General features: G+C 43.0%; 15 protein-coding genes and 1 pseudogene. 10 read left to right on the top strand and 6 right to left on the bottom strand.

Translation table 11 applies throughout. The features are described 5' to 3' along the window. Positions 1-13: 13 nt before the first annotated feature. Positions 14-337 (bottom strand): hypothetical protein, encoded by a 324-nt coding sequence (locus EUBC25_RS14670; RefSeq protein ID WP_230106206.1) that lies wholly within the window; start codon positions 335-337, stop codon positions 14-16. Between the two features lie 164 nt (positions 338-501). Next, entirely contained in the window at positions 502-1,800 is a 1,299-nt protein-coding gene (locus EUBC25_RS14665) for an MFS transporter (RefSeq protein ID WP_230106205.1), read from the bottom strand. A 303-nt stretch (positions 1,801-2,103) separates the two neighbouring features. On the opposite strand from EUBC25_RS14665, the gene EUBC25_RS14660 reads away from it, so the two are divergent. The 4 genes and pseudogenes from EUBC25_RS14660 (at position 2,104) to EUBC25_RS14650 (ending at position 3,791) form a co-directional block, all read left to right on the top strand. Next, positions 2,104-2,862, top strand: coding sequence for an alpha/beta fold hydrolase (locus EUBC25_RS14660; RefSeq protein ID WP_230106204.1), 759 nt, complete (start codon positions 2,104-2,106; stop codon positions 2,860-2,862). Further along, complete coding sequence (locus EUBC25_RS14655; protein ID WP_230106203.1) at positions 2,863-3,027, top strand: hypothetical protein; 165 nt, start codon at positions 2,863-2,865, stop codon at positions 3,025-3,027. A gap of 185 nt (positions 3,028-3,212) precedes the next feature. Continuing rightward, positions 3,213-3,347 (top strand): annotated as a pseudogene (locus EUBC25_RS15060) (helix-turn-helix transcriptional regulator); the annotation flags it as partial. Between the two features lie 66 nt (positions 3,348-3,413). Next, complete coding sequence (locus tag EUBC25_RS14650) at positions 3,414-3,791, top strand: hypothetical protein (protein ID WP_311135892.1); 378 nt, start codon at positions 3,414-3,416, stop codon at positions 3,789-3,791. A 56-nt stretch (positions 3,792-3,847) separates the two neighbouring features. On the opposite strand, the gene EUBC25_RS14645 is transcribed toward EUBC25_RS14650, so the two are convergent. The 3 genes from EUBC25_RS14645 to EUBC25_RS14635 are packed head-to-tail and all read right to left on the bottom strand — an operon-like array spanning position 3,848 to position 5,695. Further along, complete coding sequence (locus EUBC25_RS14645) at positions 3,848-4,486, bottom strand: ABC-2 transporter permease (RefSeq protein WP_230106201.1); 639 nt, start codon at positions 4,484-4,486, stop codon at positions 3,848-3,850. Next, entirely contained in the window at positions 4,470-5,228 is a 759-nt protein-coding gene (locus EUBC25_RS14640; protein ID WP_230106200.1) for an ABC transporter ATP-binding protein, read from the bottom strand. Before EUBC25_RS14640 ends, EUBC25_RS14645 begins: the two co-directional genes overlap by 17 nt. After that, positions 5,225-5,695 (bottom strand): helix-turn-helix domain-containing protein, encoded by a 471-nt coding sequence (locus tag EUBC25_RS14635; RefSeq protein WP_255682344.1) that lies wholly within the window; start codon positions 5,693-5,695, stop codon positions 5,225-5,227. Before EUBC25_RS14635 ends, EUBC25_RS14640 begins: the two co-directional genes overlap by 4 nt. Positions 5,696-5,923: 228 nt before the next feature. Here EUBC25_RS14635 and EUBC25_RS14630 point away from each other — a divergent pair, with 228 nt between their 5' ends. Beyond that, entirely contained in the window at positions 5,924-6,874 is a 951-nt protein-coding gene (locus tag EUBC25_RS14630; protein ID WP_230106198.1) for a hypothetical protein, read from the top strand. 2 nt (positions 6,875-6,876) lie between these two features. Here the strand turns inward: EUBC25_RS14630 and EUBC25_RS14625 are convergent, their stop codons facing one another. Beyond that, positions 6,877-7,761, bottom strand: a complete 885-nt coding sequence (locus EUBC25_RS14625) for a LysR family transcriptional regulator (protein WP_230106197.1) — start codon at positions 7,759-7,761, stop codon at positions 6,877-6,879. Positions 7,762-7,964: 203 nt separating this feature from the next. Between EUBC25_RS14625 and EUBC25_RS14620 the strand changes: the two genes are divergently transcribed. The 5 genes from EUBC25_RS14620 to EUBC25_RS14600 all read left to right on the top strand — a co-directional run bounded on the left by EUBC25_RS14620 (position 7,965) and on the right by EUBC25_RS14600 (position 13,065). Continuing rightward, on the top strand, positions 7,965-9,254 hold the full coding sequence (locus EUBC25_RS14620) for an IS30 family transposase (RefSeq protein ID WP_230105002.1): 1,290 nt from the start codon (positions 7,965-7,967) through the stop codon (positions 9,252-9,254). A 398-nt stretch (positions 9,255-9,652) separates the two neighbouring features. Further along, a complete protein-coding gene (locus EUBC25_RS14615) occupies positions 9,653-9,895 on the top strand; it encodes a hypothetical protein (RefSeq protein ID WP_230106196.1) in 243 nt (80 codons plus the stop codon). Positions 9,896-9,910: 15 nt separating this feature from the next. Then, on the top strand, positions 9,911-10,903 hold the full coding sequence (locus tag EUBC25_RS14610) for an alpha/beta hydrolase (protein ID WP_230106195.1): 993 nt from the start codon (positions 9,911-9,913) through the stop codon (positions 10,901-10,903). A 134-nt stretch (positions 10,904-11,037) separates the two neighbouring features. Then, positions 11,038-11,628, top strand: a complete 591-nt coding sequence (locus tag EUBC25_RS14605) for a hydrolase (RefSeq protein WP_230106194.1) — start codon at positions 11,038-11,040, stop codon at positions 11,626-11,628. A 168-nt stretch (positions 11,629-11,796) separates the two neighbouring features. Further along, positions 11,797-13,065 carry a sugar ABC transporter substrate-binding protein gene (locus EUBC25_RS14600; RefSeq protein WP_230106193.1) on the top strand — a complete coding sequence of 423 codons (1,269 nt, stop codon included), beginning with the start codon at positions 11,797-11,799 and terminating at the stop codon, positions 13,063-13,065. Positions 13,066-13,076 lie beyond the last annotated feature (11 nt).

The following is a 13,076-nucleotide window of genomic DNA, read 5'->3' as shown; positions in this document are numbered from 1 at the left end:
GAATTATCCCCTGCTATTTGTTATGACAGCCGCGAAATCCTCTTCCATGTTTTGCGCCATAGTTGTCACAGATTCCATCTCCATCGGCGTCAACAAAATTTTCATTACATTTTTCACGGCAAAGCTGATTTTTGTCGCTGTTGTCGCAAATTCCATCATTATCTGCGTCAATATAGCGGCAGGCGTTTCCTATATAGCGGCAAACGCCGTCACCACCAGTATTTACAGGATTCTTTCCATATTCCGCTCCAGCCGCAAATGTGCTTGCCGTTCCAAGTGTCAGCACAGCTGCTGCCGTTAAAATACCCACGACTGTTCTGTTCATTTTCCGCTTCATTCTTAATTCCTCCTACCTCATTTATTTAAGATATATCTTACCTGTTTCACTTATAATACGACTGGAAGAACAGAATCCATTCATTTTTTGATAATTTATTTTGGTTTATTATAGCATATTATTTCGAGGAAGCAGGAGTTTCTGTCCCTTTCTCTTTGCTCGATTTAATTTTCAGGATAATCTGTATATGTATAATTTTGAAGAATACGCCCAAATATCAAACATATGATAACGCCAGTAATTCCCAGAAGGAAGAGCATAAACGCTGCACCGGATCCTTTGCCTGTTCCAAACAGACGGGCGGCCAAACTACCGACAGCGACAGAACGCATCAGAGGCTCACACACCTTATCTACCATGCCGCCTCCTACAAACAGCCCTATAGGAATGGTAAAAAACTGCAGAGTGTTTCTGCAGGAATAAACCCGTCCCTGCATTTCCAGAGGAATGGATGTCCTTAGGATAACATCAAGATTCGCATTCATTACAGGAACGAAAAACCATCCAATCAGTTGCCCAAGACACCATAAAATCGGCGAATCAGAAAATGACAAAAGGAAATTCTCTGTCCCAAGAGAAAACAGCATCGTAAGGTAGATTACCCGGATGCGGTTCTTTGGAGCGGGGAGAAGTACAGTTGCCAGACTTCCGACTAAAGTTGCGATTCCGGCACAGGAACTGACGATTCCAAGAATGGCCTCGCCGCCGTTTGCTTTAGGAAGAATCAAAGCTGGAAGAACTGCATCAAAAGCGGATGCAACAAAATTGATTCCTGCAAGAAACAGTATCAATGTAAGAATGAGCCGGTTATTGTTTAAATAGCTAAGACCTGACCTGACAGTTTCTATAAAAGATTCTTTCTTGGCGAAATCTCTTTCTTGACCGGAAGGAATATTTACCTTAAAAAGAAGTGCCAGAAAGGCAATTGCAAAAGTAGTCAGATCAATAGAAATTACTGCCTCCATTCCCAGAAGGGAGAATACGGCTGTGGCAAGCACAGGATTAAAAATTGTAATCAGGGAATTGGAAAGAGATTTCAGTCCGCTTGCCTTTTGATAATATTTGTCCGGTATAATTATTGTCATTGCCACATCGCTGGCTGGCTGCTGTACTGAATTCATCAGACCGCTGATGGCATTTAAGAGATACATGTGAACCGGTTGAAGAAGTTCTGCTTTCAGGAGAAAGAGAACTATTACACTACAGCAGGCGGCAAAAGTATCACATGCCAACATAATTTTTTTCTTGTTCCAACGGTCGCTGAAAGCACCGGCAAAGATACTTGTAGCAACATAGGGGGCATAGGAACAAATGGACAGAAGAGCTGTTTGGAGTGCGGATCCTGTCTTCTGATACAACCACAGAGTCAACGCAAAACCTGTCATGGAACTGCCGAGCTGAGACAGTGACTGTGTACTCCACAAAATTAGAAATGTTTTTAAATCTGTTATTAAATTTTTCATTGTTATACTTTGCTCCTTTGATGTTTTATTTTCAAATATTTTGTGAGAGAAATATGGACATCAAAAAGCAAAGTCTGAGGACAGGTCGTTTCAGACCATACGCGCAGCAATTTTGCTTTTTAAGCATTATGACTGCGCTGCCTCTCCATGCAACGTCCTCAGACTTTGCATGGAGCGATTGCAATACATAACATTGTCAAATACCTCCGGATCTTATATACTAATGATAGTATATGCTGGGCTGCAGATTCCTGTCAACTGGAGGAGGAAAGGGAAAATGTAAATATGAAAGGAGGCAGGTAAATGGCATATTTTGAATATCGCGGAAAATCTGTTTATTATGGAGAATACGGTCAGGGAACACCTCTTATTTTTCTACATGGAAATACCGCTTCTTCCAAAATGTTTGAGCTTCTTATGCCATTATATTCAGAAAAATTTCGGTGCATATTGATTGATTTTCTGGGGAATGGGAAGTCTGACAGAATAGAAAAATTTTCACCGGATATGTGGTTTGATGAAGCAATGCAGACCATTGCACTTGTGGAACATTTACATTTGCGCGGCGTCAGTCTGGCAGGAACCAGCGGAGGGGCATGGGCGGCCATGAATGCGGCGTTAGAGCGTCCGGATTTATTTGACAGAATTGTAGCGGACAGTTTTGACGGCCGGACACTCAATGAACATTTTGCAGATAATCTTTTGAAAGAAAGAGAAGGAGCAAAAGCAGATCTTCAGGCCAGACAGTTCTATGAATGGTGCCAGGGAGCGGACTGGGAAAAAGTAGTCGATCTTGATACAGAGGCGCTGCTTCAGTGCGCAAAGGAAAAGACTCCTTTGTTTCGGAAACCATTGGAAGAGCTGAAAGTTCCTGTCTTGCTTTTAGGGAGCAGGGAAGACGAGATGTGCCGGGGAAATTTAGAACAGGAGTATAAAGAAATGGCGGCTTCTATTCCGGAGGCATCTGTTTATATGTTTCCACATGGCGGGCATCCTGCCATAGCCTCAAACGCCGAAGAAGCAGCCGGAGTTATCGAGATCTTTTTAAAAGGGGGAAAATAAATGAAACGATTTTTTAATACCTTATCGGTTATCATGCTCGTTCTTTTGGTTATATGTGCGGTGCTGTATTTTGTAAAAGGAGTTTTCCTGCCCGTCAGCGGCATGGTGCTGATCTTGTTTATCATTGCTGTGGCAGGTACCCAAAAGTACAGAGACAAGAAATAAAATAATATCTCATAGATACGCAAACCAACAACAGGATTATAGAACTTATTTACAGAGTTCGTCAAAATACTCTTGTCAAATACATTTGACAATGGTAAAAACCCGGGAAATGCAGGGTGTCAAAGAGGTTTGATAGACAGATCTTTTCCCTTTGATTTAAATTTGAGCTACAAGGAGACAGAAAAATGGAACTGGGAAAACAGATTAAAAAATATCGAAATGAAAGGTCATTATCTCAAGATGCACTGGCAGAAAAAATATACGTTTCAAGGCAGACAATCTCAAATTGGGAGAATGATAAAAGTTATCCGGATGTTAATAGTCTTGTTTTGCTAAGTGAAGCATTTAACGTCTCTTTAGATCAATTAATCAAAGGAGATGTCGCAATGATGAAAAAACAAATTGTAGAAGAAGAACAGAAGAATTTCAAAAATTTAAGCGGTATATTCAGTATATTCCTGCTGGCAACAATCATTACTCCGGTTCCGCTGGTGCACTTCCTGTCCTATGTAGGGGCTGGAATCTGGATCGTGATCGCGTGTCTGGGAATTTATTTTTCCATTCTCGTAGAAAAAAAGAAAAAAGAACTGGATATTCAGACATATAAAGAAATTGTGGCTTTCTGGGAAGGAAAAAGCCTTACTGAAATCGAAAAGGCAAGAGAAGAAGGAAAGAGACCATACCAGACAATTGTTTATACTGTCGGGGCAGGAGTCATCGGAGCGGTCGTTACTCTGTTCTTTTTATGGATTTTAGGCGTGTAGAGTATAGATCATCCGGTTGGAGAATTTGAAAAATGGAAAGCACAAAAAGTCGGCTTTTATAAGTCGACTTTTTCAAATCTGCAGACAGAGATACGATAGGAAAATATAAGAAAAGTGATGTAACATAAGATACCAAGCAATAGGAAAGGTATCTGTCTGAAAAGGTCACGGGGAATGCTGCTGTCCAGATAGGAAAAGACCGGGAAGTGAACAGATCCTTCAGCAATTATCATTAAAAGCAGCATGGGAATGGCTGCAACTATGAAAGCTTTTCCGGCTTTATACCCATTTTTATAATAGGCCGGGAAAAATATCAGATCAAAAACAGCATAAATAATAAGACCAAATCCATACCAGGCTACGGTTGCGTCTATTCCTACCGGATTATTTCCAACTCCCAGAATGTGCCGGAGAAAAAGACAGGGGATGGAGATGAGAAGTTGGAAGATTTGCAAAGAGACGGCCAGCAGAAATTTTCCTTTTACGTTTTCTCGCTTTGTGACAGGCAGAATGGATGTATACCAGGTATCATTTGTTTCCCTTGCATAGAGTAAGGTCAGATAAAGAGCCAGACATCCAAACATAAAGATGACGGTATATGGATAGGCCGGCACAATAACCAGACATCCCAGAAAAGCAAATACAATAGAAGTAGGATGGGCGGCAAGAGTTAATTCTTTATAAAGCAGTTTCATATAGATCGCTCCTTTCTGTTCGCAGCATAATTTCCTCCAGCGTAAGTTCTCCGGTGTCTTCCGGAGACTTCAGATAGTCAAAAGAACGGAGAAAAGTTTCTTTGTCTGAACTTTTTAAAACCTGTCCTCTTTGTATATAAGTGATATCATCCGCACAGTGATCCAGGTCTGATGTGATATGGGTAGAGAATAGGACAGATTTCTCCTTGTCTTTTACAATGTGGGTAAAGATGTGGAGAATTTCATCCCTGGATACAGGATCCAGACCGGAGGTGGGTTCATCAAGCAGATAGAGTCGGGCATTATGGGAAAGGGCAAGGGCCAGTAAATATTTTACCTTCATCCCGTTAGAAAGTGATTTGAATATTTTGTTTTCGTCCAGAGAGAACTGCCGAAGGTAGTTCTCGTATTTTTGCTGATCCCATTCCGGGTAAAAAGTTCTGGTGACAGCAGTAATAGCGGACAGCTTTTTCAAAGGGTAAAAGTCAATACCGCCGAACACTACACCAATGTTTTGTTTACATGCTTTCTCATTCTGAAAAAAATCCTTCCCGAACATAGTGACCGTTCCCTGATCCGGTTTTACGATGTTCAGCATAGATTTTAAAATCGTACTTTTCCCGGCCCCGTTTTTCCCCACAAGCCCCATGATCCGACCTGGTTTAAGCGTAAAAGATACATCCTGAAGACTAAATCCGGGATAATGTTTGCTTAAATGTTCTATTTTCAGCAGATCCGTCATTGTTCTTCCTCCTTTTCGCTGGCATTGAGGAGAGTTTGTAAAAAGGTCATTTGGTGAAGAACTGTATCTTCCGGGATCAGCGCAATTCCGGCGCTTTCCGCAGTTTCATCTCCCAGTACGATCAAAAGGTTGCCTGGTTCTATGTGAAAAATATCCCTTGCCTTTTTGGGAAGGACGATCTGTCCTCGTTCGCCAACCTTGACAGTTCCAAAAAGATGTTTCCCGCGCGGTGGAATTGGGATTTTGGCTTCTCCCTGGTCAAAATGGATGAGATCGTCTATAGAGACATTATAAAGCTTTGCCAGAGCATCGCAGTTAAGGATATCAGGTACGGTTTCTCCGGATTCCCATTTCGCGACAGCCTGCCGTGATACACCGATTTTTTCCGCCACTTCTTCCTGAGAATACTTGTGGTATTGACGAAGTGCCGATAAATTCAGAGAAATCAAATTGGATTGTTTTTTCATGTATTTCATACCTCCTTTTCTCTTATTATACTGGATCTATCCTGTATTTCTACCAACTGAACATAACAGAAAAAGTCTGTTTCAGTTGCGGCTTTCAGAAAGATTGGAAGCATTGAAAAAGAATGACAGGAAGAAGGCAGGGTGATATAATATAGTCATTCATTATTGTAAGAGAAAAGTAGTCAGAGTCTTAAAAAAGATTGCTTTAGCTTTATGAGGAGGAGAAATATGGCAAGTTATTATGACGAGGATCTTCACCGGCTTCATCAGGAGACGCTGGAGAAGAAAGGAATAGAGGCAATGCTTTCCGATCTTCAGATACAGAAAGAAGAACTGGAGAAAAAATCAAAAGATTTGGAAAAGTCAATGAACGAGGAGCAGGAAGATGTAGAACGCCTTAACAAGGGAAGTCTTACCGCGTTCTTTTACAGGGTATCCGGGAAGCTGGAAGAAAAGCTGACGAAAGAGGAAGAAGAAGCCCGTGCGGCGGCTATAAAATGGGAGGCGGCAAAAGCTTCCCTGCAGTCAGTAAATGAGGATATTGCACGTTATCAAAGCCGGCTCCTGGAACTAGAAAACTGTGATACAGAATATGAAACGGCGCTGGCAGAAAAAATGGAAGCGATCAAGTCATCGGAGACTCCGGAGGCAGAGAAAATCCTGCAGCTGGAAAGGAATCTGACATTTTTTGAAACACAGGAAAAAGAAATCGACGAAGCCATAAGTGCCGGGGAGAGGGCACTTCAGATAGCACGGGAGGTATTGGATGAACTTGGCGGAGCGCAGAACTGGGGGATTGTAGATATGGCGGGCGGTGATTTAATAGCTGATGTTATAAAATACAGCCATCTGAATACGGCACAGTCTAAAATCAATTCGCTCCAATTGGCGCTGCGCAGGTTCCGGACAGAACTGTCAGATGTTTCAAAGGGGATATCAGGAGATATCAGAGTGGAGGTTGGAGATTTCCTGTATTTTGCCGATTATTTCTTTGATAATCTTTTTACAGATTGGATGGTTTACGGCAAGATCAAGAATGCGAAAGAAAAAGCCCAGCAAACCCGAGTACAATTGGAAAATGCGCTGGAGAACCTGAATCAAATGAAAGAAGAGTTCCAAAACAGGCAGGCGCAGGCGAAAAAAGATCTGGAACAAACAGCGCTGGATCTTAAATTGTAATATTAAAAAGGCAGGAGGCAGAAATTTTGCAATTCTGCAATAAATCGTTCTGCAATGGGAGTAAACACCTGCTGTTTCTTCCAGATAATATACATTTGCGTTTCCAGTACGGGAAAAAGCGGTCGGAATACAAGACCGCTTTTTTCACTTGTATCGATCAGATGGTCAAAGGTAAGAAGATAGCCCAGACCTTCCCGGGCGAAGACAGAGCCATTATAGGAAAGGCGAAAGGAGCCTTCCAAGCGTAGTTCATCCATGCGGTTCTGGCACCATCTGGGAAGATCAGCCCTCCAGCTTTGTTCCGAACAAAAGAGGGGAAGACCTTTCAGATCATCAAAAGTAATCTGTTCTTTCTGTGCAAGAGGACTGTCAGAAGGCATAATGACGCCCCAGCGGTCGCCGCCGGGCATCTTCAGAACATTATATTTTTCGTAATCCGGTTCCTCTACAATAACTGCAAAATCAAGAATGCCTTTGTCCAGTTTCTCTGTGACCTGTTCTGTGTCGCCGCTGGTGATGTGATAGTGAAAATCCGGATACTGTTCTTTGAAACGTTTGATCACCCGTGCCAGATGGCGGATCTGATAAGATTCAGCACAGCCGAAATAAATATTCCCGCCGACAATATCATCCATAGCTGAAAATTCTTCCAGGATCTTGTCAGCCATAGAAAGGAGATCCTCGGCACGTTTTCTAAGCAGCATTCCCTCTTCTGTCAGTTCGATGGAAAAGCTGTGTCTAAGAAACAACTTTTTGCCCAGCTCATTTTCCAAGGCCTGCATCTGTTTTGAAAGGGTGGGCTGGGTGACGTGAAGGATTTCTGCGGCCCGGGTCATATTTTCCTCTCTGGCAATTGCCATAAAATAGCGAAGTGTACGAATTTCCATAGGAATCTCCTTTCCCGTTTTTTCTCATGTCCGAATCATTCTCTTACACTTAAGGGTCAATTGAAAAATTAGTTGCAACATAGGTCGTTGCAGTTAGAATTATAAGGCATATGGGCCATGGAGTTGCAGTTGTAACTTCATGGTTTCTTTTTGCCTTTTTTCCAGTATACTATCCTTGTCCTGCCTTCGGATTGGAGGTAACCATGAGTAATAAACACCTTACATATGATGACAGGCTTGCCATCCAGGCAGGTCTGCAGCAGGGATTGAAGGTCGCACAGATCGCCAAAAACATTGGAAAGGATCGGTCTACTGTCGGCAGAGAGATTAAAGCACACAGGAGGCTGGTCTCCACTTCCAAAGGCAACAACTGTATCCATCATCGTACCTGCACCAGAATCCCGAACTGTCGTCTAGGCTGCTTTCGTGGGAAGAAGCAGTGCCAGACAGCCTGTGGACGATGTCAGGAAGGGTGCCCTGATTATCAGGAAGAGTTCTGTATAGACTATGAAAAGTCGCCGTTTGTATGCAATGTATGTGACCACCGGCTTCGTTGCCGTCTGCGCAGGATGCTTTACGACGCCAGGTATGCTCAGCAACAGTATGAACAGATGCTCTCTGAATCACGGAAAGGCATCTCTCTCTCGGAGCAGGAATTAAATCGGATCAATGATACGATCACACCGCTGTTAAAAAAAGGACAGTCACTCCCGATTATCTGTGAACGTCACAGAGATGAACTGCCAGTATCGGAACGGACAATCTATTCCTATATTGATGCAGGTCTTCTGGATGCCAGAAATATAGACTTGAGAAGGAAACTGCGCAGGCCGGAACGGAAAAAGAGCGGCCCGGTTCTCCGGGTAGACCGGAAATGCCATATCGGACGCAGTTATGAAGAATACGAGGAATATATGCACCAGAATCCAGATGCCATGGTCAGCCAGATGGACAGTGTGGTCATACACAAAGGAGGCCAGACACTGCTGACAATCCTGTTTACCAACTGTGACTTGCAGCTCATGTTTCTGAGAGAACGCAATACAGCAGGATCTGTAACGGAAATATTCTGTCGGCTGAGGAAAGCACTTGGAGACGAAAAGTTTCGGATACTTTTCCAGGTTATTATTACCGATCGGGGAAGTGAATTTAGCGATCCCCAAAAAATCGAAGCAGATATGGAGACCGGGGAAATTCAATGCCGCGTATTCTATTGTGATCCGATGAATACAAATCAGAAGAGCAACTGTGAAAGGAACCATGAACTGATCCGCTATATCATACCTAAGAAACATGGAAAGGATGAATATACGGAGGAAGAGATTAGGAAAATGATGAACCATATCAATTCCTATCCGCGAAAAAAATGGAACGGACAGGCTCCAATCGATCTTTTTGTCAAGATCTACGGTCAGGAAACTGCGAACCTCCTGGGCCTTGAGAAAATCCCGTCCAATTCCATAACCCTTACACCGGCTTTGTTTAAGAAGTAAACCGGAATTTTAGAGAAGGCAGGACACGATAAAAAAGAGAACACAAACGGGGTGCATTTACAACTTCTGCGAAAAGTAAAAAATGCAGTCTGTGTTTTGTGATGCCTTCCTTTAAGAAATTTTACAAGGAAAATCGAAAAAAAGCAATCCAAAGCTAGAAAAACAGATTAAAACTGTTGCAGTTACTCATGACAGCGTGCAGTTACAACTTCATAAAGTTTTCAATGTGCAGTTACAACTTCAATGTTGCAGTAAGGATTTCAATCAACCTCTTACACTTAAGTGTAGCATATGAAATGCAAAAAAGGAATAACACGAAATAAATTATAACAATTAGCGAAATAGAAAGCCGCAGATATATAATCATATCAGAAACTTTGGAAAGGAGATTCTTTTTTATGAATAAACTTTTTGATGAAAAAGAAAATCTGATCCAGCTTCTTGGAAATGTGGGATGCAGGGCAGATGACATCGCTGTTATACAAAAATTTATCAGAGAAGATGACTTTTGCGCTGCCAAACGCCTCTTGCGGCGTCATCGCGCTGAATTGCTTGAAAATCTTCACAAAAGCCAGGCGCAGATAGACTGTCTGGATTTTATTGTGTACCAGATGGAAAAGTGTAAGAAAGCAAAAAAATGAAAGGATGATTGCAACATGGAAGAATTAAAATTAACACAGGAATGGGACAAAGTATTTCCTAAAAGTGACAAAGTTGAACACAGTAAAGTGACATTCCACAATCGCTATGGCATTACTCTGGCGGCGGATCTTTATATTCCTAAAAATGTGGAAGGCAAGCTTGCGGCAATCGCGGTGTGCGGTCCTTTTGGCGCGGTAAAGGAGCGGGCGTCAGGACTTTACGCACAGACAATGGCAGAACGGGGCCTTTTGACAATGGCATTTGACCCTTCCTTTACAGGCGAGAGCGGAGGCAAGCCACGGTATATGGCTTCTCCGGACATCAACACCGAAGATTTTCAGGCGGCGGTAGATTTCCTATCTTTGCATGAAAAGGCCGATTCTGAAAGGATAGGTATTATCGGTATATGCGGATGGGGCGGTATGGCGCTGAATGCGGCAGCGCTGGATACACGGATCAAGGCGACAGTAGCATCTACCATGTATGATATGACGCGCGTCAACGCAAAAGGGTATTTTGACGCAGAGGATTCGGAGGAAGCCCGCTATGAGAAGAAACAGGCTATGAATGCACAGCGTCTGGAAGATTACCGGAGCGGAACCTATGCTCTGGGTGGCGGTGTAGTTGATCCGCTTCCGGAGGACGCGCCTTTCTTTGTAAAAGATTATCATGACTACTACAAAACAAAGCGGGGATATCATGCAAGATCCCTTAATTCCAACGGCGGATGGAATATAACGGGCTGCATGTCCTTCCTGAATCAGCCTATTCTTAAATACAGCAATGAAATCCGAAGCGCTGTACTGATCATGCACGGAGAAAAAGCCCATTCCTGTTATTTCAGCCGGGATGCTTATGCAGATATGGTAAAGGATAATCCATATGCTGATAACAAGGAACTGCTCATCATTCCGGGAGCAGTTCACACGGACCTTTACGACGGAGGCGGGAAAGGCGCGATCCCATTTGACAAAATGGAAGAATTTTTTACAGAAAATCTGAAATAATCTGCAGAAAGCAAAAGCGTCTGGCGGTATATACTGTCAGGCGCTTTTGACCTTTGCTGCTTTTGCCCGAAAGTTTGACAGTCATTGGCAGCCATAGTAAAATGAAGGAAAAATGTGCGTATCAGGAGGGAAAAATGAGGACAAGTCAGATTACAAGAGAGCAGGCACTGAAACTGCTGAAAACATATAACAAAGAGGAGTTCCATATTCAGCATGCTCTGACAGTGGAAGGAGTAATGCGCTGGTATGCAAAAGAACTTGGATATGGAGAAGAAGAGGAATATTGGGGAATCAGCGGCCTTCTGCATGATATTGATTTTGAATTATATCCGGAAGAGCATTGCAGGAAAGCCCCTGAACTTTTGAGAGACGGAGGCGTGGGTGAAGATATGATTTATACGATCTGCTCTCACGGCTATGGTATCTGCAGTGATATGGAACCTGTACATGAGATGGAAAAGGTTCTTTTTGCCGCTGATGAACTTACCGGCCTTATCTGGGCGGCAGCTCTGATGCGTCCGTCTAAAAGTGTAATGGATATGGAAGTTTCCAGCGTGAAGAAAAAATTTAAAGATAAAAGATTTGCGGCAGGATGCTCCAGGGATATCATCCGGACGGGAGCAGAGCGCCTTGGCTGGGAATTAAATGATCTGTTTGAAAAGACGATCCTCGCTATGCGCTCCTGCGAAGAAAGTATCCAAAAAGAGATGGAAACTATGAGATAATTTTTTAATGATTTTCTCTGTCGGCTAAGATTAGGTTTTACACGGGATTTCAAACATTAATAGGAAATCTCTATAACTTGGATGAGTATATAAACATAATCGATTTGTCGGAAAAATTATGTGTTGATATAATAAATATGTTCACAAAGCACATAAAGGAGGAAAATCATGAAAAAGAAATTGATCAGTGTACTGCTTACAGCTTCTATGTGCATGGCTCTTGCAGTGGGATGTGGAAGTCAGAGCAGTGATGAGGGGGAAGCATCAGAGGAAGGCGAAAGCGAAAAAATTACTTTTATGGTTCCGGACTGGGGCGTTCCGACAGATGAACAGCTTGCAGCATTCACAGAGGAAACGGGGATTGAAGTAGAGATTTCAGAAGTAGGCTGGGATGATATTCGCGAAAAGCTCGGAACAGCTGCCGCAGCGAACGAATGCGTTGCGGATGTGGTAGAAGTTGACTGGTCCTGGGTCGGTGAGTTTTACGCTGCCGGCTGGCTGGAACCTTTGGAAGTATCGGAAGAAGATAAAGCGGATATGCCTACCATTGATACATTTACCATTGATGACCAGGTACTGGCTATGCCATATGCAAACGACTACCGTCTGGCATACTACAATACAGAACAGTTTAAGGCTGCCGGTATCACAGAAGAGCCGCAGACATGGGATGACGTTCTGGAAGCTTGCCGTCAGTTAAAATCAACAGGTACAGTAGACTATCCATTTGCTATTGCATTAAATGCTGAAGAAAAAACAGCCACCTGTCTGATGTGGCTTGCGTACACTATGAATGGAGTTATATGGAATGACGATGGTACCTTTAATGAAGAGTCTGTTATGGAAGCGTTGAAGTATATGGAGACTTTGATCAACGAAGAGCTGGTTGCTCCGGAAGATAAAACATCATCAGGAATGGACGCTTATATGCGGATCTGCGGAGGAACTGCAAGCTTTTTGACGGGTCCGACTTCCTTCGTTTCCAGAAGTCAGAATGAAGAACTTTGCAGTGTTGTTGGACAGATCACTCCGATTCTGGTTCCAGGCAAAGATGGAAAAGCTGCACAGACAATGCCGCTGCCTGAGGCTATCGGGGTAAACAGCCTGTCAGAAAACAAAGAAGCTGCAAAGACATTTATCGAGTGGTATACATCTGCCGATATGCAGAAACAGTTAAATGAGACAAACAGTGCAATCCCGACACGCAACTCAGTTCTGGAAGAGCTGATCAACGATGGAACAATCCAAAATTCCGGAGCAATGCTGGAGCAGGCAAAGCTGGTTTCTTCACCATTCCCGAACGGTGTGCCGTCCTATTACGCAGAGATGAGCAGCGCTATGTATAATGCAATTAACAAAATGGCTCGCGGTGAGCTGAATGCAGAAGAAGCATATGCAGAAATGTCCGGTGCGCTGGAAGAACTTTTAAACGAATAATTTAGGAAGAA

The organism is Claveliimonas bilis, assembly GCF_020892095.1.
GTDB classification, from domain to species: domain Bacteria; phylum Bacillota; class Clostridia; order Lachnospirales; family Lachnospiraceae; genus Claveliimonas; species Claveliimonas bilis.
The sequence above is the reverse complement of the archived record's forward strand: the minus strand, read 5'-3'. Positions and strand labels throughout refer to the sequence as shown.